We start from the raw sequence: 20,858 nt of genomic DNA, 5'->3' as shown, positions 1-20,858 counted from the left end.
CGCCCGTGCTGAGCCCAGGTGTGAGTCAATCGGCGTGGACGAGGGCCTGGGCCAGGGTCGCGAGGCCCGTACGGTCGACCCCGTCGGGCAGCAACGGCAGCTCGACCATCGGCAGCCCCAGCTCCACCAGGTCGGCGCGGAGGGAATCCTCCAGTTCGCGCCGGATGAGCTGGTCCCGTGCCTCGTCGTGCAACCCGGACACGATGTCCTGATCGGCCGGCAGCCCAGCGGCGACCAGCCCCCGCCGCAGGTCCGCCGCGGTGACCGCCGGACCGGCCGGCAGCGAGGGCCGGGCGCCGTTGACGATCACCTTCCCGATGCCGAAGCCGAGGGAGGTCAGGTCGGCGATGGCGTCCACCGTCTCCTGCACCGGCATCTCCTCCAGGAGCGTGACCACGTGCACGGCGGTCATCGGGGAGCGCAGCAGCGCGGAGACCCCCTCGCTCTGGGTCTTGATCGGGCCGACCTTGGCGAGGCGGGCCGTCTCGGCCGTCACGTTGAGGAAACGGCCGATCCGACCGGTGGGCGGCGCGTCCAGCACCACCGCGTCGTACGCGCGCCGCTGACCGGAGGTACGGGTCGTGGCCTCCTTCACCTTCCCGGTGAGCAGCACGTCCCGCAGGCCCGGGGCGATGGTGGTGGCGAAGTCGATGGCACCCAGCTTGCGCAGCGCCCGGCCCGCCGCACCCAGCTTGTAGAACATGTCGAGGTATTCGAGCAGGGCCTCCTCGGCGTCCACCGCGAGTGCGCGCACCTCGCCGCCGTCCGGCGCGTCGGCGAGGTGCCGCTCCTCGTACGGCAGTGGATCGAGGCCGAAGAGTTGGGCGATGCCCTGCCGGCCCTCGACCTCCACCAGCAGGGTGCGCCGGCCACCGGCGGCCAGCGCCAGGGCCAGCGCCGCCGCCACGCTGGTCTTGCCGGTGCCGCCCTTGCCGGTCACGACGTGGAGGCGGGCCGACCATCCGCTACCGGCCGGGTCGGACGGCCGCTCAGGTGCTCGCACCCGTCGAGCCTATCCAGGGTGACGGGTCACGCGACCTCGCAGACCCACCAACCCGTCTTCTGGACCACGGTGAAGCGCAGGTCCTGGTCGGCCACCTTCTCGTCGGCCGTGGTCATGGTGATCCGGGTGGAGACGGTGGCCCGGTCGCCGGTCTCGTTGTCGACCTTCGGGGTGGTCCACTTGAACCGGGGGTTCTGGTACGTGGAGGCGTACTTCTCCACCTCGGCGACCTTGGCGGCGATCTTCTTGTCGTCGCGCGAGGCGGCGCAGACGTGCTCGGCGGCCTTGCCGGCGTCCCGATCCTTGTAGACGGCGGTGAGGAACTCGTCGACGGCGACCGCCGGCTCCTTCGCGCCCTCGCCGGACTCGGCGTTGCGCAGGGTCAGGAACGTCACGACGCCGCCACCCACGCAGAGCACCATGATCACGGCCAGCGCGATGGCCGCGATCAGCAGACCGCGCTTCTTCTTCGGCTCGGCGGTGCCGGCGTACGGCGGGTAGCCGGGCGGAGGCGGCGGAATCGCGCCCGGGGAGACGGGCAGCGCGGAGGTGTCGGTCGGGCCGCCGCTCTGCGGGACGCCACCGGGCGGGGCGGGCGTGGTCGGTGCCCCCGGCTGGGCGGGAAGCGCCCCGGCCCCGAGCTGGCCAGCAGAGACAGGCTGACCGGAGACAGGCTGACCGGGAAAGGGCTGACCCGAGACGGGCTGGCCGGGAAAGGGCTGACCCGAGACGGGCTGGCCGGGAACGGGCTGAGCGGAGATCGGCTGGCCGGGGAGAGCAAGCTGCCCACCGGGGGCGGACTGGCCGGACCCCGCGGGTTGGTCGGGCTGCGTCGACCGGCCGGGCTGCGTCGACGGGCCGGGCTGCGTCGACGGGCCGGGCTGGGCGGGGACGACCGGCTGGCCCGGCGTGGTCGCCGCGCCGGACTCGGCGGCGGCGGTCGTCGGGTCGGACTGCCCGGGGCCGGCCGCCGCCTCGGGCTGGCGGGTGGGGTCCGGGTGGGCCGGCGGAAGAGCGCGCGGGCCGGTCTGGTCGCCGCTGGGCGGTTGGGTCATCTCGTTCCCCCGGGGGTGCGGCGCCCGGCCGCCACCCCTGGCGCCGAGCGAGATCGAGCGGGTGGCCGGGCGCTGCGCGACCGTCCGACCGAGAGGGTAGCGGCCGGCCGCCGATTCGGTGTCGCCCCTACCGCGCCGTACGTCACTTCTCGACCCGGAGAAGCGGATGGTGACATCCGACGCAGTCGGGATTCCTGCCGTCGGTCTGTCACATATGTGACTCTGGGTGACTGATCGTGCGCGTCCTGTTGGCGGAACCGCCTCCGCAGACCTACCTTCGTCCCGGTGCGGGGGACCGGAACGGTTGGTTGAACCGGACCGGAAGCGTGGTCCGACAGGTACGACCGGAGGCAGTTCATGCGCGACGCGGACAACATCCCTCGCACCCAGTTCCCGACGAACGACCGGCAACGGCGGCTCGGATCCGTGGGTGAGGTGGCCGGCGGGCTGGTCGGCAACCTGCCCATCAACGAGCGGTCGTACCGTCGGGTTTCGGAGCCGCCGGAGATCGCCCGGGCGTCGAACCGACCGGTCGAGCGGTTGCGGGACGACGACGAGCCGGGTTTCGTCATCCACCTGCCGATCCGGGTCCCCGATCTGGCGGCGGCGACCACGCTGGCCGGGCGGGTCGCGGTGTCGCTGGGCTTCCTGCCGGAACTGGACGCGGGCGAGACGACCGTGTCCAACGCGGACGACCAGAACAACCGGCACCGGGTCTTCTGCGACCTGTTGCTGCCGGACCGCTCGCGCTGCCCCCAGGGGTACGGCCACGAGGGGCCCTGTGGAGAGTTGCCGGCCACGCCGGAGCAACGTCCCGCGCCTCGTCCGGCCAGCGGACCGTAGGCTGTGCCTCGACGAAATCCGCACCACGAGGGAGCCCTCCAGCGATGCAGAAGTGGGAATACTCCACGGTCCCTCTGCTGGTCCACGCGACCAAGCAGATCCTCGACAACTGGGGTGAGGACGGGTGGGAACTCGTCGCCGTCGTCCCCGGCCCGAACCCGGACCAGCTCGTGGCGTACCTGAAGCGGCCCAAGGCGTGAGCGCCGGAACTCCGGCGCGGCGACGCCCCGCGGCCGCGGACGAGGTGACCCGATGAGCAACGGTCCCCACGCCAAACTCGCCGAGCTGGGCTTCGAACTGCCCGACGTGGTGCCGCCGGTGGCCAGCTACGTGCCGGCCGTGCAGTCCGGGCAGCACGTGTACGTCTCCGGCCAGCTGCCCATGGCTGAGGGCAAGCTCCTGGCGACGGGCAAGGTCGGCGCCGGCATCTCCGCCGAGCAGGCGAAGGATCTCGCCCAGCGGTGCGCGCTCAACGCGCTGGCGGCGGTCGACTCGCTGGTCGGCCTGGAGAACGTCGTCAAGGTGGTCAAGGTGACCGGCTTCGTGGCCTCGGCCCCCGGGTTCGTCGGCCAGCCCGCCGTGATCAACGGGGCCTCCGACCTGTTCGGCACCGTCTTCGGCGAGGCCGGCCGCCACGCAAGAAGCGCGGTAGGCGTGGCCGAACTCCCCCTGGACGCCCCGGTGGAGATCGAACTGATCGTCGAGGTCGCCTGACCCCACCGCGATCTTGCACTTTCTGTCCCGACGAATGCCGTGAACAGGCATGAAGCAACAACAGGAAGTGCAAGATCGCGGGGAGTGGGGGGCGGGGTCGTACGATCGCAGCCATGAGCGGGCACGTGACGGGGGCTACAGCGGCACTTGCCGAGGAACTGCCCAGCTGGGTTTCGCTGCTGCGCGCGCCCAACCCGGGGCCGATGACCCTCGACGGGACCAACACCTGGGTGCTGCGCGCACCGGCGGCCGGGTACGGCGTCGTGGTCGACCCGGGGCCGGCCGACGAGGGGCACCTGAAGCGGATCGCGGAGCACGGCCCGATCGGCCTGATCCTCATCACCCACGGCCACCCCGACCACACCGAGGGCGCGGCCCGCCTGCGCGAGCTGGTCGGCGCGCCGGTCCTCGCCGCCGACCCGGCCCACACCATCGGCGGTACGCCGCTGGGCGCCGACACCGCCCTCGACGAGACCCTCGGCATCCGGCTGCTGCGCACCCCCGGCCACACCGCCGACTCGGTCTGCTTCCTGGTCGAGTGCGGTGACGAGCGGGTGGTGCTCACCGGTGACACCATCCTGGGCCGGGGCACCACCGTGGTCGCCCACCCGGACGGGCACCTCGGCGACTACCTGAACAGCCTCGAGCTGCTGTCCTCGTACACCGGGATCGCGGCGCTGCCGGGCCACGGCCCGGCGCTGGCCGACTGCGCCGCCGCCGCCGAGTTCTACCTCGCCCACCGGCGTGCCCGGCTCGACCAGGTCCGGTCGGCGGTCGACACCGGCGCCCGGACGCCCGCCGACGTGGTCGCGGCGGTCTACGCGGACGTGGACCGCTCGCTCTGGTGGGCGGCGGAATGGTCGGTCCGTGCCCAGTTGGAGTACCTGGGCGTCGACAGCGGGGAATCCGCACCGGGGGTCAGTGGGTTGGAGCACACGTGACCTGCCCGGTGTGCGGAACCGTCGCCGTCCCCGGCGCACGGTTCTGCCACAACTGCGGTGCCGCGCTGCCGGCGGCCGCCACGTTGCCGGCGGCCGAGCGCCGGGTCGTCACCGTTCTCTTCGGCGACCTCTCCGAATTCACCTCCTGGTCGGAGGACCTCGACCCGGAACGCGTCGGCGCGGTCACCGACCGCGTGCTCGCCGCCCTGGCCGGTGCCGTCAAGACCTTCGGCGGGCACGTCGACAAGCTGACCGGCGACGGGATCATGGCGGTCTTCGGTGCCCCGGTGGCCCACGAGGACGACGCCGAACGGGCCGTCCGGGCCGCCCTGTCGATGCAGCGGGCGGTGCGCCGGGTGCTCGACGACGAGCGGGGCGGAGGAGCGCCGCTCGGTCTGCGGGTCGGTCTGAACACCGGTGACGTCATCGCGGGCATCCAGGCCGCCATCGAGTACACGGTCATCGGCGACACGGTGAACACCGCCGCCCGGCTGGCCGACGCCGCTGCCGTCGGCGCGGTCTACGCCGGCGGGCGCACCGCCGCCGCCACCCGGCACGTCGCCTCCTGGCGGGCGCTGCGCCCACTGCGGCTCAAGGGCAAGCGGGAACCGGTCGAGGCGTACGAGCTGCTGGGCCTGTTGGACGCGCCGGGCACCCGCTCGGGTCTCGGTGACGAGGCGCCCTACGTGGGCCGGGAGACCGAGATCGGGCGGGTCGCCGGCCGACTCGCCGAGGTGATCGACCAGGGTGACCCGCGGGTGCTGCTGATGACCGCCGAGGCGGGCATCGGCAAGTCCCGGTTCGCCGCCGAGGTCGAACGCCTCGCGGCCGGGTACGACGTGGGCGCCGGCCGGTACGCGGCGCACACCGGCGCGCGGGTGCTGTCGGTGCGCTGCGCCGCCTTCGGTGAGCGTCGTCGGCTCGCGCCCCTGGCGGACCTGGTCCGTGCCGCCGTGGGTCTCCCCACCGACGCGGCCACCGCGTTGACCCGGCCGGCCGTGGAGGAGCGGCTGCGCCGACTGGGCCAGCGTCTCGCCCGCTCCGGTGAGACCGCCCCGATCGCCAACGACCAGCTGCTCGCCCTGCTCGGCTACGCCGAACTGCCCGCGCACGGCGGCACCGACAACGGCGAGTGGGGTGCCGCGGGCACGGCCGCCGCCGACGCCGAGGCGGTGCCGAACGCGGTGGCCGACCTGCTCAGCGGGCTCGCCTCGGAAGCGCCGCTGGTGATCGTCGTGGACGACCTGCACGACGCGACGGCCGAGACCATCAGCGCGCTCGGGTCGACCCTCTCCCGACTCACCGGTCCGGTGCTCGTACTGCTGCTCGGCCGTCCCGAGCTGGTCCGTACCGCCGGTGCGTTGACCCGCGTCGCGGACGCCGAGGTGCACTCCCTGCCGCCACTGCGGGGCGCCGACGCCGCCCGCCTGCTCACCAGCTATCTCGGCGGCGGGAAGCTGCCGCCGGCCGACGCCGACCGGCTGCTCGCCACCGCCCAGGGCAACCCGTTCTACCTGGCGGAGCTGGTCACCCTCCTGATCGAGCGCGGCGCGCTGACCACCGCCGCCGGCACCCGGGACCAGGATTCGTCCGGCTGGCGGCTGGTGCCCGGCTCGCTGGGCAGCCGGCTGCTCTCCCGGGACCTGGCGGCCGTCCTCGCCGCCCGGATCGACGCGCTGCCCCCGGACGCCCGTTCCGTGCTGCGCGACGCCGCCGTCGTCGGCGACACCGTGCCGACCGGCGCGCTGGAAGCGCTCCGCGAGCAGCGGGCCGGCCGGGACGGCAGACCGTCGGCGGTGGTCGCCGTCGAGTTCGACCGGGCCGTCGAGGAGCTGCTGCAACGCCGCATGCTGCACCGCACCCGCTCCGGGTACGCGTTCGCCACCCCGCTCATGCGGGAGGCCGCGTACGCCGGGGTGAGCAAGGCGGAGCTGGCCGAGCGGCACGCCGCGCTGGCCCGCTGGGCCGCGCCGGCCGAGGGCGTCACGGCGGGCGGTTTCTCCGAGGAGGACCGCGACGACTTCGTCGCCGCCCACGTGCAGCGGGCGGCCACGCTCGCCGACGCGGTGAAACTGCGACCGGACGCGCCGGCCCGCGCCGTGGTCCCGCTCGGGATCGCCGCGCTCGGCCGGGCCGCCCGCCGGTCGCTGTCCGCCGGGGAGCCCGCACTCGCCGTCGAGTACGCCGAACGCGCGAGCGAACTGGCCCGCGACGGGGTGCCGGCGACCGACCGGGTGGTGCACGCCCGCGCGCTGTTGCAGATCGGTCGGGTCGTGGACGCGCTCGCCTTCGCCGAGAAGATCGCCGCGAACGCGGGGGACGACGCCACCCGGGCCAGCGCCCTGCTGCTCGCCGGGCAGGCCCAGCAGACCCTCGGTGACCAGGGCCGGGCGGAGACCGCCTGGCAGGAGGCGTTGCAGGTGGCCACCGCCGGAGGGCTGCCCACGCTGCGCGCCTCCGCCATGCGCCGGCTCGGCATGGGCGACTTCGTGGCCGGCCGACTGAGCCAGGCGAGCAGCCGGCTGGCCGCCGCGTACCAGGTCAGCCTCGCCGCGCAGGATCGGCGCGGGCAGGCCTGGTCGCTGCAGAACCTGGCGTGGGTGACCACCACCCGTGGTGACTTCGCCGGCACCGACGCCGTGCTCGGTCGGGCCGCACGGCTCTTCGCCGAGCTGAAGGACCCGTACGGTCGGGCGTGGCTGCGGGGCACCACCGCGTTCGCCCGGCTGCTCGCCGGTCGGCTGCGGGAGGCGTGCCGCCTGGCGCAGGTCTTCCTGCCCTTCGGCGAGCGCGTCGGCGAGGCGTGGGCGGTGGGTACGCTGCGCGCGGTCGCGGCGTTCGCCACCGCGGAGCTGGGCGACCTGGCCGAGGCGGACCGGGAGGCCCGCCGCGCGTACCGCGAGTTCGCCGCCGCCTCCGACGACTGGGGGCGCGGGTTCGCGCTGGTGGTCCGGGCCGTGGTGGCGCGCGGGCTGGGCGAGCCGGAACACGCTGCCGACCTGCTCACCGACGCCCTGGTGTACGCCGAGCAGACCTCCCACCCGCTGCTCACCGGAATGGCCGGTACGCTGCGCGGCTTCGTGGCGCTGGACATGGGCGACCACGAGACCGCCGAGCAGGCTGCCCGGGCGGTGCTGACGGCCGTCGAGCCGCACAACCCGCAGGCGCCGGCGCAGGTGGCGCCCCGGGTGCTGCTGGCCACCGCCCGACTGGCGGCCGGTGACCCGGCGACCGCGGTCGGGCTGCTCGCCCCCGTGGCGACGGCCGCCGCCACCGTGCCCTCCCTGCTGCTGTCCCGCCGCCAGACCATGGCCCGGTACGCGTCGGCGCTGCTCGCCCACGGTCAGCGGGAACAGGCGCTGGACTGGGCCCGGCGGGCGGTCGCCGCTCCCGCCGAGGACGTGCGCAGTCAGGTGATCGCGGCGAGCGTGCTCGCCGAGGCGTTGGCGGCCTGCGGCCACCCGGCCGAGGCCCGGTCCTGCGCCGACGAGGCGGTCCGCCTGGCGTACGCCACCGAACAGCGCAGCGAACGAGCAGCCGCCGAGGCCCTCCGAGAGCGCCTGACCCCCGCGGAGTCCCACCCCGCCCGGTGATCATGAAGTTACCGCGCCGACACGCCGGCGTTGGTGGCAACAACTTCATGATCAGCGCGCCGTGGAGTTCGGTGGGTTTTGGCGGTTCTGGGGATGTGGTTTGTCCCGGGGAGCGGCTAGCGTGTCACCACCGTGCGGTGGTCCACAGTGGCGACCGTCGCCGTGCCTGGGGGAGGCCCACCTTGAAGCTGCCGCGTTCCGTCGCCGGCTGGACCATCGCGGTCTTCGGCGTCCTGGCGCTCGTGATGGGCGGCGTCGGGCTGCTCTGGCCGGAGGCGCAGTTGCGCATGCTCGGGTTCGAGGTGCCGGCGACGCGTTCCTCCGGCGACTACACCGGCACCTTCCTGTTGGCGTCCTCGATGGCGGCGTTCAACATGGGCGTCTACTACCTGCTCGCGACGGTCACCGAATGGCGGGCGTTCTACCGGTTCACGGTGGTGTTCCGGTTGGTCACCTTCACCGTGTTCACCATCGCCGTACTGGCCGACATCGCGCCCGAGCGGTTCTTCGGCGTGGCCGCGTGGGAAGGGCTCGGCGCGGTCGCCACGGCGGTCGGCCTGCGGGTGGACGCCCGCCGGGGCGCGCCGGCCGCCCCCGCCACCCCCGCGCCGGCCGCTCCGGCGGACGCGGCGCGCTGAGCCACCGGCCGGGTTGGGTATTTTCAAGCGGTGACCGACACCCCGAGCGGCGGCCTGCCGGTGCCGATCGTGCCCGGTCTGACTGATTTGCGGGTCTTTGCCCGAGGTGGTTACGCCACCGTCTACCAGGCCACCCAGATCTCGGTCGGCCGTGAGGTCGCCGTCAAGGTCGAGAACCGCACGCTTGACAGCGAGCGCGACCAGGCCCGTTTTCTGCGCGAAGCGCGGGCGGCCGGGCGGATGTCCTCGCACCCGCACGTCGTGGACCTCTTCGACGTCGGCGTCACCGTCGACCAGCACCCGTACCTGATCATGGAACTCTGCGACGGGTCGTACGCCGAGCGGATGCGCAACTCGCCACTCGACCCGGTGGAGGCCCGCGACCTCGGCCTCAAGATCGCGGACGCGCTGGCCCACTCGCACGGCGCCGGGGTGTTGCACCGCGACGTGAAGCCCGCGAACATCCTCTACTCGCACTTCAACTCGGCGGTGCTGGCCGACTTCGGGCTCGCCGTGCTGGCCGAGGCCCGGGACGCCTCGGTCACCCTGGAGGTGCTCACCCCGGCGTACGCGCCACCGGAGATGTTCAGCCACAGCCCGCCGTCGCCGGCCGTCGACGTGTACGCGCTCTGCGCCACCCTCTACGCGGTGATGCACGGCCGGCCGCCACGGTGGCAGTCCGAGCGCAACCCCAGCCTGGTGACCGTGCTGGAGATGTTCAACCAGCCGATCCCCGCCCTGCCCGGAGTGCCGGACGAGCTGATCGACGTGCTGCGGCTCGGCATGGCGAACGACCCGGGCGAGCGGCCGTCCGCTCTCGAACTGCACGAGTTGCTCGCCGGCCTGCCGTTCGGCGCACCGACCGCCCCGGTGAGCGGCGCCCCGATCGGTGGGGGCACGCCGGGCGGCGGCACCCCGATCGGCGGCTCGACGCGCTCCGGCCTGTACGGCACCGCCCAGCCCGGCCCTCGTTCCGCGGTCGAGGACACCCGTCCGAGCGTGACCGGTGGCCGGCGGTGGCGGCGGCGCTGGTTCCTCGGAGGGGCCGGAGTGCTGGCGCTCGCGGCCTCGGCCACCACCGGCGCCTGGGTGGCGAGCAGTGGCGGGCCGCCGAGCCCGTCTCCCTCGGTGACCCGGGTCGCGGCGCCGGCGACCGGACCACTGCCCGGTTGTGCCGGCGCGCCGACCGTGCTGCCCAGCGGTGCTCGCTGTCTGCCCGAGTTGGAGTGCTTCGGCCCGGTACGCATCCGCGGCGAACGTGCGGAGGCGGCGCGGGTCCCCTGCGACGGCCGGCACACCTGGGAGGCGTACGCCGAGGGCATCCTGCCGGTGCCGTTGGTGGGCGCGAACCACGACGAGGTGGTCGCCGCCGAGCAGGTACGCCAGGTGTGCAGCTCCACGACCTTCCGGCTGACCACCGAGATCACCCAGCCGGCCGGCTGGCACCTGGAGGTGTTGCCGCCCGTCGACGGCAACGTCGACCGGGTCTACCGGTGCCTGGCGGGCCGGGGCGTCGACGCGCTCACCGCCCCCACTCTCACCGGTCGCTGAACCCGCCGCGCGTCCGGCCCCGGTCACGCACCGCACGCAACGCGTCCCGGCTGTCCAGTGCGTCCAGGGTGTCCGCGTCGATGCCGTACGGCATCAGGTCCGGCGGGCCGGTGGGGCTCGGCGGCTCCGCCGGCTCCGGTTCGTCACGCTGGCGGGCGGCCGACACGGCGACCGCGGTGACCGTGGCCAGCAGCACGCACAGCAGCGCGAGAACGACCCCGACGAGGTCCTGCCGACGCAGGACGACCAGCAGGATCAGCAGCGCGAGGGCACCCGGCGCCGTGACCGCCGCCACCATCCGCGCATCGATCCTGGACAGTCGATTCACCCTTCCAGCATGTCGTGACGTGGCCCGGTGTCAACTCGAGAGGCGATCCGCCACGCCGATCGCCGTCGATCGAACGGACGGGTCGACCTGACCGAACGGTATGCGTACGCACTGGACTTGTCTCGCTACTCTCGGTGTTCCGCAGGCTGCTCCGTCAGCGAGGTCGCCCATGAACATCCGTATTACCCAGTCCCGGCTCCGCTCGGTCGCGACGACGCTGGCGGTCGCCCTGACCCTCACCCTGGCCGCCGCCGCCGGGTGCGACAGCCGCAAGGAGCCCGACCTGCCGTCCGTGCAGGAGAAGATGCGCGAGTCGCACATCTACGGCCAGGCCAAGCTGCGCATCGGTGTCGCCACCAACGAGCCGCTGATGGGCGACCTCCGCAACGGTCAGCATGTCGGCTTCGACGTCGAGATCGGCCGGTACATCGCCGCCTCCCTCGGCTACGAGGGCGAGCAGCAGTTGGAGTTCGTGTCGGTGGCCACCGAGGACCGGATTCCGTACCTCCAGGGCGGCACTGTCGACCTGGTGGTGTCCAGCTTCTCGATCACGGAGGAGCGCGAGAAGCTCGTCAGCTTCGCCGGGCCGTACTTCGTCACGACCCAGGAGGTGCTGGTGCCGGTCCGGCTCAAGGACGACATCCGCACCATCGAGGACCTGCGGAACCCCAAGTACAAGATCTGCACCAGCGGTGGCTCCACGACCGAGGCCGAGTTGGAGAAGCGCCAGGTCAAGGCGTTGGTGGTGAAGGACGTCTGGGACTGCGTGAACGGCATCCGCGCCGGCCGGTACGACGCCGTCAGCTCGGACGAGACGATCCTCGCGGGCTTCCTCGCCACGTACCCCAAGGAGTTCGAGATCGTCGACCTGCCCTTCGGTACGAGCGAGCTGCTGGGCATCGGCGTGCCGATCGGCGACCCGGCGCTGCGTGACCTGGTCGCGTTCTTCCTTCAGAAGAGCTATGAGCAGGGCCGCGACGGGGAGGCGAGCCCCTGGCAGACCGCGTACAACCGGACCCTGGGTCCGTGGCTGAAGGCGGAGAAGCGCCAGCCGCAACCGTTGGAGGTACCGAATCTGGTCGACTTCGACGACAAGGCGCCCCGGCGGTGAGCGCGGCGCGGACCGCGACGGGTGACGCGGGCGCCGAGGGTCCGGTGCCGACGCCACGCGCGTCAGTACCGGCGGACCACGTCGATCCGGGCGTCGACGACGGCCCGCACGCCCAACCCACCGCATCGGCCGCCGACGTCGAGCGAGCCGCCGACGTCGAGCGAGCCGCCGACGTCGAGCGAGCCGCCGACGCCGAGCGAGCCGCCGACGCCGTGCCGGTCCGGTGGGATCCGGCGGAGCGGCGGGCGCGGGCCAGCCAGTCGTTCTGGACCGCCGTCGTGGGCGTACCGGCGATCTTCTCGGTGCTCCGGCTCGGCGTGGAGGCGGGCGGGGAGCTGCAGACCACGCTGTTGCTGGTCGCCAACGTCGGGACGGTCAACCTGCTCGCGGGTTTCCTCACCACCGCGGCCCGACTGCTCTCCACCGGGCTGGTCGCCGTCTTCGCCCTCGGCGCGGTGCTGGCCGTGAGCGTGGAGCGCCTGCCGCCCGGCACCCGACGTCGGCCACTCTTCGCCCGCTGGGCGGACCTCACCCCGGCCTGGTTCGTGCTGGCCAGCTTCCTGCTGGCCCTGCTCACCTGGCCGTTGCTCTACCTGCCGCTGCTGCTGCCGGCGTTCGCGGCCGCGTTCCAGCTCCGGCCGGAGCGGTTGCACGAGTGGGTCGTACCCCGGTTGCTGGCGATCGTCGCGCTGTTCGCCGGGTACGGGTGGCTGATGGTGCCGACGCTGCGCGACGCCGGCGCGCAGGGTGAGCTGCTGGTGCTGGCCCTGCTCGTGGTCCCGCCGGTGCTGGTGCTCTTCATCGCCGGGCCGCTGCCCGGCGTGGTCATCCGCCCGCTGGCGTCGGTGACCGAGGTGGCGGTGCTGGTCATGCTCGTCTGGGCCGCGCTGCCGGTGATCAGCACACCGGTGCTGCCGCTCACCGTCACCACGGTGGGCGCCGAGAACGGCCCGACCGAGGACGTACGGGGGCACGTGGTGACCACCGATGACGTCAACATGGTGATCCTGCAGGAACGCGGCGGGGTCCGGTACGTGCCCGTCGGTCTCGTCCGGGCGCAGGTGCTCTGCCCGAGCGAGGAGGAGTTGCCCCGACACCGGCTACGCATCCACGACTTCCACGTCGAGGACTCGCTGCTGGAAGGGCTGGGCCGCCGCGTCCGCCCCGTGCACCGCATCGACGCCGCCTGCCGTGCCCCCGGGCTGACCGTCGCCGCGCCCCCGGGTTGACCCTCGCCGCCGATTCAGTAGGACTTCTCCTGACCCAGGACGTGCTGGGCGACGAAGTTGAGGATCATCTCCCGGCTCACCGGGGCGATCCGCCCCGCCCGTACCGCGCCGAGGAGCGTCGCCACCCCGTATTCGGTGGTCATGCCGGCCCCGCCGAGGGCCTGCACGGCGGTGTCCACGGCGAGCGCGGCGGCCTCGCCGGCCGCGTACTTGGCCATGTTGCCGGCCACCCCGGCCTCCAGGTCGCGGCCGGCGTCGTACAGCGTGGCCGCCTTCTGGATCATCAGGCGGGCCAGCTCCACCTGCACGGCGGCGTGTGCCAGCGGATGGGACACCCCCTGGTGCGAGCCGATGCTCCGGCCACCCCAGACCCTGCGCGTGGCGGTGTACTCGCTGGCGCGTTCGATGGCGTACCGGCCGGTGCCGGCACCCATCGCCGCCACCGTGATCCGCTCGGGGTTGAGCCCGCTGAACAGCGCCGGCAGCCCGGCGTCCAGCGATTCGCCGACCAGCGCGTCGGCGGGTACCCGCACGTCGTCCAGGTAGAGCAGGAACTGGTTCTCCGGAGACACGATCTCCATGTCCAGCTTCGACCGGGTCAGCCCGGCCGCGTCGGTCGGCACGAGAAACAGGGCGGGCTTGAGCTTCCCGGTCGAGGAGTCCTCGGTCCTCGCGACGACGAGCACGTGACCCGCCTCGTCGACCCCGGAGATGTAGCACTTGCGGCCGTTGAGGACCCAGTCGTCGCCGTCGCGGCGCGCCACCGTGCCGAGGCGGTGGAAGTTGGAACCGGCCTCCGGCTCGGTGATCGCGAAGACGATCTTCGCCGAGCCGTCGGCGAGACCGGGCAGGTGCCGTTTGCGCTGGTCCTCGGTGCCGTGTCGGGCGATCACGGTGGCCGCGATGGCGGGGGACACCACCAACAGCAGCAGCGGACAGCCGGCCGCCGCCAGCTCCTCGCAGACGATGGCCAGCTCGGTGATGCCGCCGCCCCCGCCGCCGTACTCGGTGGGGATGTTGACCCCCAGGTAGCCGAGCCGGCCCGCCTCGGCCCACAGCTCGGTGGTGTGTTCACCGGCCTTCGCCTTCTCGACGAAGTAGCCGTGCCCGTACCGGCGGCCGAGCGCCCGTACCGCGTCGCGCAACTGGTCCTGTTCGGAAGTGAGGTCGAAGGTCATCAGTGGTCCTTTCCGAGAACGGCCAGCACGGCGCCCGTCCGCACCTGACCACCGGCGGGTACCGGTAGTTCGGCGACCACGCCGTCGGTCGGTGCGAGCACGGGATGTTCCAGCTTCATCGCTTCCAGGGTGAGCAGGAGGTCGCCGGCCGCGACGCGCTGGCCGACCTCGACGTGCACCCGGGTCACCGCGCCGGGCAGCGGCGCGAGCAGCGACCCGGCGGCCAGCTCCGCGGTCGGCAGTGGGAGACGCGGCAGCTCGGCGAGGCTCGCCGCCCCGTCCGGGCCGTCCACGAAGAACTCCGACCCCGCCCGGTGTACGCGGTACGACCGCCGCACCCCGTCGACGTCGAGCACCACCCGGTCGGGCGTGGCCGCGACCAGCTCGACCACCGGCCGCTCGGCGCTGTCCTCGGCGGCACCGGGTTGGCCGGCGGTCCGGCGCTCGTCGGTGTCGCGCGTGTCGCCGTGCTGCGCGACCGACCACTCCGCCAGCCGGCCCGTGCGGTCGAGCCGGTAGTGGACCTCGATCTCGCCGTCCGGGCCGGTGAAGCGGGTGACCTGTCCGACGGCCGGCACGTTGCGCCAGCCGGAGGGGAGACCGGCGAGGACCGGCGCGGTCGATCGACGGTGTGCGGCGCCGGCCAACGCGGCGGCGAGCGCGGTGACCGGGAGCTGGTCGGCGGGGAGCAGCGGCGCGAAGACCTCCGGGTGCCGGTCCAGGAAGCCGGTGTCGATCTCGCCGGCCGCGAACTCCGGGCTGCGGAGCACCCGGACCAGCAGATCGCGGTTGGTGGCGACACCGTGGATCTCGGCCCGGGCCAGCGCGCCGGCCAGCGCGCGGATCGCCTCCGAACGGGTCGGCGCCACGGCGATCAGCTTGGCGAGCAGCGAGTCGTAGTGCACGCCCACCACCGAGCCCGCCACCACGCCCGAGTCGAGTCGCAAGCCGACGCGGTCGACCCCGCCGAATTCGCCGTCCACCCCTGGTATGTGGAAGCGGTGCAGCGTGCCGGTGGCGGGCCGCCAGCCCTGCGCCGGCTCCTCGGCGCAGAGCCGCACCTCGATGGCGTGGCCACGCGTGGCGGGTTGGTGGTGTGGCGCGGGCAGCGGCTCACCCTCGGCCACCAGCACCTGCATCCGGACCAGGTCCAGCCCGTCCGGGGTGGTCAGTTCGGTGACCGGGTGCTCCACCTGGAGTCGGGTGTTCATCTCCAGGAAGTGGACCGCCCCGTCGGGCGTCAGCAGGAACTCGACGGTGCCCGCGCCCACGTAGTCGACCGCCCGACCGGCGGCCTCGGCCGCCTCGTGCAGACGCTCCCGCACCTCGGCCGGCACGAGACCGGGCGCCTCCTCGATGATCTTCTGGTGCCGGCGCTGGATCGAACACTCCCGGACGCCGAGCACGTGCACGCTCCCGTGGGTGTCGCCGAGGATCTGCACTTCCACGTGCCGGCCGCGCTCGACGTACCGCTCGATGAAGACCGTGCCGTCGCCGAACGCTGCGGCCGCCTCGCGACGCGCGGAGGCGACGGCCTCGGCAAGCTCGGCGGCGTCCCGGACGATCCGCATGCCCCGCCCGCCACCGCCGGCGGACGCCTTCACCAGCACCGGGAAGTCGGTGACCTGGTCGGCGTCGGTCCAGCTCGGCAGCATCGGCACGCCCGCCTCGGCGAGCAGCGCCTTGGCCGCCAGCTTGTCGCCCATCGCGGCGATGACCTTGGCCGGCGGACCGACCCAGGTCAGGCCCGCGTCGGTCACCGCCGCCGCGAACTCGGCGTTCTCGGCGAGGAATCCGTAACCCGGGTGGACGGCGTCCGCGCCGCTGCGCCGGGCCGCGTCCAGGATGAGATCCACCCGCAGGTACGTCTCGGCCGGTGTGGCGCCCGGCAGCCGGACCGCCTGGTCGGCCTCCGCCACGAACGGCGCGTCGGCGTCCGCGTCCGAGTGCACGGCGACGGTCTGCACACCCATCGCCCGGCAGGTGGCGAAGACCCGACGGGCGATCTCGCCCCGGTTGGCCACGAGCAGTCTGGTGATCATTGGCGGCCCCCTCTACATCCGGAAGACGCCGAAGCCGTCGGCGCCCTTCACCGGTCCGCTGTGGATCGCCGAGAGGCAGAGCCCGAGGACGGTACGCGTGTCCCGCGGGTCGATCACCCCGTCGTCGTAGAGCCGGCCGGAGAGGAACAGCGCGCCGGACTGCGACTCGATCTGCTGCTCGACCATCATCCGCATCGCCGCGTCGGACTCCTCGTCGTAGTCACGTCCACGGGCGGCGGCCGCCTGCCGGGCCACTATCGACAGCACGCCGGCGAGCTGCGCCGGGCCCATCACGGCCGACTTGGCGTTCGGCCAGGTGAACAGGAATCTCGGCTCGTACGCCCGGCCGCACATGCCGTAGTTGCCGGCCCCGTACGAGGCACCGAGGTTCACCGTGAGGTGCGGCACCGTCGAGTTGGACACGGCGTTGATCATCAGCGCGCCGTGCTTGATGATCCCGCGCTGCTCGTACTCGGTGCCGACCATGTAGCCGGTGGTGTTCTGCAGGAAGATCAACGGGGTGTCGGAGGCGTTGGCGAGCTGGATGAACTGGGCCGCCTTCTGCGCCTCCGCGCTGAACAGCACCCCTCGCGCGTTGGCGAGCACACCGACCGGATAACCGTGCAGCTCGCCCCAGCCGGTGACCAGCGAGTCCCCGTACGCCGGCTTGAACTCGTCGAAGTCGCTGCCGTCCAGGATGCGGGCCAGCACCTCACGCGGGTCGAACGGCACCTTCAGATCGGAGCTGACGATGCCCAGCAGCTCCTCCGGGTCGTACTTCGGTGGCTGCGGCGCCGCCGTGCGTGGCGCGGGACCCTGCTTGCGCCAGTTCAGCCGGCGTACGCACTGCCGGGCCAGGCGGATGCCGTCACGTTCGTCCTCGGCCAGGTAATCGGCCAACCCGGACGTGCCGGCGTGCATCGCCGCGCCGCCCAGCGACTCGTCGTCGGTGACCTCACCGGTGGCCATCTTCACCAGCGGCGGCCCGGCCAGGTAGACCTGCGACCGGTCCCGAATCATGATCACGTGGTCGGACATTCCAGGCACGTACGCGCCACCGGCCGTCGCGTTGCCGAAGACCACGCTGACCGTGGGGATGCCGGCCGCCGAGAGGCGGGTCAGGTCACGGAACACCCGACCGCCGGGGATGAAGATCTCCGCCTGCGTGGGCAGGTCCGCCCCGGCCGACTCGACCAGGTTGACCATGGGCAGCCGGTTGGCCAGGGCGATCTCGCCGGCCCGTCGGGTCTTCGCCAGTGACCAGGGATTGACCGCGCCGCCGCGTACCGTCGGGTCGTTGGCGACGATCAGGCACTCCACGCCCTCGACGACCCCGATGCCGGTGACCACGCTGGCCCCGACCGGGAAGTCCGTACCGTAGGCGGCGACCGGCGACAGTTCGAGGAACGGGCTGTCCGCGTCGACGAGCAACTCGATCCGTTCCCGGGGCAGCAGCTTGCCGCGCGCGTGGTGCCGCGACACGTACTTCTCACCGCCGCCGGCCCGCGCCTGGTCGAGCGTGGCGTCCAACTCGGCCAGCCGTTCCACGAGGGCCGCCCGGTTCGCCGCGTACCCGGGCGCGGCCGGGTCAATGGCGCTGTCCAGAATCGTCACCGTGCCTCCTTCGTTCGCGACTGCGGGGCTCGCAAGCCCGGCTCACTCCTCGCGCTCACAGAGCCACCCTTCGTTCGCGACTGCGGGGCTCGCAAACCCGGCTCACTCCTCGCGCTCACAGAGCCACCCTTCGTTCGCGACTGCGGGGCTCCGCAAACCCGGCTCACTCCTCGCGCTCACAGGCCCATGCCCTTCGCGATGATCTCGTTCATGATCTCGGTGGTGCCGCCGCCGATGCCGAGGATCCGGGCGTCGCGGTAGTGCCGTTCCACCTCGGCGTCGCGCAGGTAGCCGAAGCCACCGTGCAGTTGCAGCGCCTGGTCGACGACGTGGTCGCAGGCGGCCACGGCCACGTTCTTCGCCATCGCCACCTCGGTCACCACCGGCTCGCCCGCAGCTACCCGGGCGGCCACCTCGTGCACGTACGACCGGGCCGCCTCGGCCCGCGTGTGCATCTCGGCCAGCCGGTGCCGGACCACCTGCCGGCCGACCAGCGGACGCCCGAAGGTCTGCCGGTCCCGGCACCAGCGCACCGCCAGTTCCACACAGCGTTGCGCGGTCGCGTACGCCTGCGTCGCCAGCGAGAGCCGCTCCGCCGCGAAGTGCTGCATGATCGCCAGGAAGCCGGTGTTCTCCGCGCCGATCCGGTTGGTGACCGGCACCCGGACGTCCACGAAGGACAGCTCGGCCGTGTCCGAGCAGTGCCAGCCCAGCTTCTCCAACCGGCGTCCCACGGTGAACCCGGGCGAGTCCTTGTCGATCACGAGCAGGGTCAGCGCACCGCTGCCGGGGAAGTCGGTGCACACCGCCGTGGTCACGAAGTCTGCCCGGTGACCGCTGGTGATGTACGTCTTCGACCCGTTCACCACGTAGTGGTCGCCGTCCCGGATCGCGGTCGTGCGGATGCCGGCCACGTCCGAACCACCGTCCGGCTCGGTGATGGCCAGGGCGCCGATCATCGTGCCGGCCAGGGTGGGCCGCACGTACCGCTCGATCAGGCCGTCGTCGCCGGGGGAGGAGGCGCCGGTGAGCCGGCCGCCCAGCGAACCACCGGTGCGGGCGCCGACCGCGGCGACCATGTGCGGCAGCGCGATGCCGTGCGTGAACAGGGCCGCGACCAGCCCGGACGACCCGCCCGAGCGGATCAGCTCCTCGGTCACGATGATCGAGTCGAGCAGGTCGCCGCCGCTGCCGCCGACCGACTCGGGAAAGCCGATGCCGAGCAGGCCCAGCTTCGCGGCGGTGGCGTGCAGCGCCCGGGGGACCTCGCCGGCCCGCTCCCAGTCGTCCAGGTGCGGCAGCACCTCCCGGGTCACGAACGCCCGGGTCAGCTCGCGGAGCTGTCGGCGCTCCGGGGTGTCCACGATGCTCATCGGGAAACCTCCGCCGGCAGGTCGACGATCCGCGCGCGGAGCAGCTCACCGAGCGCCTTGGCCTGCGGGTCGAACCGGGTGGACGCGGCGACCCCGGCCCCGAGCAGGCCCTCGATCACGAAGTTCACCGCGCGCAGGTTCGGCAGCTCGTAGCGCCGGACGGTCAGTGCCGCCGTCTCCGGCAGCAGCTCGGCCAGACGGTCGACGGTCAGCCAGGGGCGCAGCCACGCGTACCCGGCATCGGAGCGCGCCCAGACGCCGAGGTTGGCGTCCCCGCCCTTGTCCCCGGAGCGGGCGCCGACCAGCTCGCCGAGAGCTCCGCGTCGGGTCCGGCCGCCGACCGCCGCGTCGCCACCCGGGGCCGTCTCGTCCGGCGTGATCGGGGCCGTGCGGACCGGCGGGGCGATCGACACCCGCTCGCCGCCGGGCAGGACCGCCACCTGCGCCACCTCGTCCTGCGGCACGGCGTCGGCGGTGAAGACGCCGTACGGGGTGGCCTCGCCCGGCAGGGTGGTCAACGTGCAACCCGGGTACGAGGCGAGCGCCAGCTCCACGGCGGCCGCCGAGAAGGCCCGTCCGGCCCGCGTCCGGTCACTGTCGCGCAGGTGTACGTGCAGCAGGGCGCTCGCCGCCTCGGTGTCGACGGCATCGGGGTGATCGGTGCGGGCGAGCGTGAACTCCAGCCCGTCCCTGCCGACCGCCTCCTCGATCTGCCCTCGTACCAGGGCCGCCTTCGCCTCGATGTCGAGGCCGCACAGGACGAACGTCATCGAGTTCCGGAAGCCCCCGAGGTTGTTGACGCCCACCTTGAGCGTGGGCGGCGGTGGGGTGCCCCGCACACCGCTGACGCGTACCCGGTCCGGTCCGTCGGGGTGCAGTTCCACCGTGTCCAGTCGGCTGACCACGTCCGGCCCCAGGTACGCCGGCCCGCCGACCTCGTACAACAGTTGGGCGGTGACGGTCTCCACGGTGACCGCGCCACCGGTGCCCGGATGCTTGGTGAGTACGGCGGAACCGTCGCGGTGCACCTCGGCGATCGGGAAGCCGGGCCGGCGCCCGCCGTCGGGCAGCTCGGTGAAGAAGCTGAAGTTGCCGCCGGTGACCTGTGCGCCGCACTCGACGAGGTGCCCGGCGACGGTGGCCCCGGCCAGCGCGTCGAGGTCGTCACGGCTCCACCCGTACCGCGCGATGGCCGGCCCCACCACCAGCGACGCGTCGGTGACCCGGCCCGTCACCACCACGTCGGCCCCGGCGTCGAGACAGGCGGCGATCCCGAACGCGCCCAGGTACGCGTTGGCGGTGAGCGCGTCGGCGCGCGGGAGTGCGTCACCCTCGACGTACCCGACCTTCGCCGCCAGGCCCAGGCGGCCGGCGAGAGCCTCGATGGCGGCGGCCAGGCCGGCCGGGTTCAGCCCGCCGGCGTTCGTCACGATCCGTACCCCCCGGTCGAGGGCCGTGCCGAGGCACTTCTCCGCCTGGCGGAGGAACGTCTTCGCGTAGCCGAGGTCGGGGTCACGCAGCCGGTCCCGACCGAGGATCAGCATGGTCAACTCGGCCAGGTAGTCACCGGTCAGCACGTCCAGCTCGCCGCCGTCGAGCATCTCCTGCCAGGCGGTGAACCGGTCACCGTAGAAGCCGGAGGCGT

The 20,858-nt window shown here is 73.2% G+C and carries 17 protein-coding genes; 9 read left to right on the top strand and 8 right to left on the bottom strand.

The genetic code is table 11. From position 1 onward, the window contains the following. Positions 1 to 25: 25 nt before the first annotated feature. On the bottom strand, positions 26 to 1,003 hold the full coding sequence (locus ACQPZK_RS30045) for an ArsA-related P-loop ATPase (protein WP_433536098.1): 978 nt from the start codon (positions 1,001 to 1,003) through the stop codon (positions 26 to 28). A 26-nt stretch (positions 1,004 to 1,029) separates the two neighbouring features. Beyond that, positions 1,030 to 1,545 (bottom strand): Rv0361 family membrane protein, encoded by a 516-nt coding sequence (locus ACQPZK_RS30040; protein WP_433539362.1) that lies wholly within the window; start codon positions 1,543 to 1,545, stop codon positions 1,030 to 1,032. Positions 1,546 to 2,415: 870 nt separating this feature from the next. Here ACQPZK_RS30040 and ACQPZK_RS30035 point away from each other — a divergent pair. The 7 genes from ACQPZK_RS30035 (at position 2,416) to ACQPZK_RS30005 (ending at position 10,338) form a co-directional block, all read left to right on the top strand. After that, a complete protein-coding gene (locus ACQPZK_RS30035) occupies positions 2,416 to 2,901 on the top strand; it encodes a hypothetical protein (protein WP_433536097.1) in 486 nt (161 codons plus the stop codon). Between the two features lie 44 nt (positions 2,902 to 2,945). After that, the gene (locus ACQPZK_RS30030) at positions 2,946 to 3,101 is read left to right on the top strand and encodes a DUF4177 domain-containing protein (protein ID WP_007466198.1); all 156 of its coding nucleotides are present in this window, start codon (positions 2,946 to 2,948) and stop codon (positions 3,099 to 3,101) included. Between the two features lie 52 nt (positions 3,102 to 3,153). Then, complete coding sequence (locus ACQPZK_RS30025; RefSeq protein ID WP_433536096.1) at positions 3,154 to 3,615, top strand: RidA family protein; 462 nt, start codon at positions 3,154 to 3,156, stop codon at positions 3,613 to 3,615. A gap of 113 nt (positions 3,616 to 3,728) precedes the next feature. Next, a complete protein-coding gene (locus tag ACQPZK_RS30020) occupies positions 3,729 to 4,556 on the top strand; it encodes an MBL fold metallo-hydrolase (RefSeq protein WP_433536095.1) in 828 nt (275 codons plus the stop codon). Continuing rightward, positions 4,553 to 8,149 (top strand): adenylate/guanylate cyclase domain-containing protein, encoded by a 3,597-nt coding sequence (locus tag ACQPZK_RS30015; RefSeq protein ID WP_433536094.1) that lies wholly within the window; start codon positions 4,553 to 4,555, stop codon positions 8,147 to 8,149. Before ACQPZK_RS30020 ends, ACQPZK_RS30015 begins: the two co-directional genes overlap by 4 nt. Before the next feature lie 182 nt (positions 8,150 to 8,331). Next, a complete protein-coding gene (locus ACQPZK_RS30010; protein ID WP_433536093.1) occupies positions 8,332 to 8,787 on the top strand; it encodes a hypothetical protein in 456 nt (151 codons plus the stop codon). 30 nt (positions 8,788 to 8,817) lie between these two features. Beyond that, entirely contained in the window at positions 8,818 to 10,338 is a 1,521-nt protein-coding gene (locus ACQPZK_RS30005; protein ID WP_433536092.1) for a serine/threonine-protein kinase, read from the top strand. On the opposite strand, the gene ACQPZK_RS30000 is transcribed toward ACQPZK_RS30005, so the two are convergent. Beyond that, complete coding sequence (locus ACQPZK_RS30000; RefSeq protein WP_433536091.1) at positions 10,325 to 10,666, bottom strand: hypothetical protein; 342 nt, start codon at positions 10,664 to 10,666, stop codon at positions 10,325 to 10,327. The genes ACQPZK_RS30005 and ACQPZK_RS30000 overlap by 14 nt on opposite strands. Positions 10,667 to 10,835: 169 nt before the next feature. Here ACQPZK_RS30000 and ACQPZK_RS29995 point away from each other — a divergent pair, with 169 nt between their 5' ends. Continuing rightward, a complete protein-coding gene (locus tag ACQPZK_RS29995; protein WP_433536090.1) occupies positions 10,836 to 11,777 on the top strand; it encodes a transporter substrate-binding domain-containing protein in 942 nt (313 codons plus the stop codon). Continuing rightward, positions 11,774 to 13,006 (top strand): hypothetical protein, encoded by a 1,233-nt coding sequence (locus ACQPZK_RS29990; RefSeq protein ID WP_433536089.1) that lies wholly within the window; start codon positions 11,774 to 11,776, stop codon positions 13,004 to 13,006. Before ACQPZK_RS29995 ends, ACQPZK_RS29990 begins: the two co-directional genes overlap by 4 nt. Before the next feature lie 14 nt (positions 13,007 to 13,020). Here the strand turns inward: ACQPZK_RS29990 and ACQPZK_RS29985 are convergent, their stop codons facing one another. The 5 genes from ACQPZK_RS29985 to ACQPZK_RS29965 all read right to left on the bottom strand — a co-directional run bounded on the left by ACQPZK_RS29985 (position 13,021) and on the right by ACQPZK_RS29965 (position 20,814). After that, the gene (locus tag ACQPZK_RS29985) at positions 13,021 to 14,184 is read right to left on the bottom strand and encodes an acyl-CoA dehydrogenase family protein (RefSeq protein WP_433536088.1); all 1,164 of its coding nucleotides are present in this window, start codon (positions 14,182 to 14,184) and stop codon (positions 13,021 to 13,023) included. Next, a complete protein-coding gene (locus tag ACQPZK_RS29980; RefSeq protein ID WP_433536087.1) occupies positions 14,184 to 16,226 on the bottom strand; it encodes a biotin carboxylase N-terminal domain-containing protein in 2,043 nt (680 codons plus the stop codon). The genes ACQPZK_RS29985 and ACQPZK_RS29980 overlap by 1 nt, the downstream gene beginning before the upstream one ends. A gap of 12 nt (positions 16,227 to 16,238) precedes the next feature. Next, positions 16,239 to 17,840, bottom strand: a complete 1,602-nt coding sequence (locus ACQPZK_RS29975; RefSeq protein ID WP_433536086.1) for an acyl-CoA carboxylase subunit beta — start codon at positions 17,838 to 17,840, stop codon at positions 16,239 to 16,241. 176 nt (positions 17,841 to 18,016) lie between these two features. Further along, positions 18,017 to 19,213 carry an acyl-CoA dehydrogenase family protein gene (locus ACQPZK_RS29970; RefSeq protein WP_433536085.1) on the bottom strand — a complete coding sequence of 399 codons (1,197 nt, stop codon included), beginning with the start codon at positions 19,211 to 19,213 and terminating at the stop codon, positions 18,017 to 18,019. Beyond that, positions 19,210 to 20,814: an acyclic terpene utilization AtuA family protein gene (locus ACQPZK_RS29965; protein WP_433539361.1), complete on the bottom strand. Its 1,605-nt coding sequence runs from the start codon at positions 20,812 to 20,814 to the stop codon at positions 19,210 to 19,212. Before ACQPZK_RS29965 ends, ACQPZK_RS29970 begins: the two co-directional genes overlap by 4 nt. Positions 20,815 to 20,858: the final 44 nt, after the last annotated feature.

This window comes from Micromonospora sp. CA-249363, from assembly GCF_050950185.1.
Taxonomy (GTDB): Bacteria; Actinomycetota; Actinomycetes; order Mycobacteriales; family Micromonosporaceae; genus Micromonospora.
This window is presented reverse-complemented; position numbering and strand designations above follow the sequence as displayed.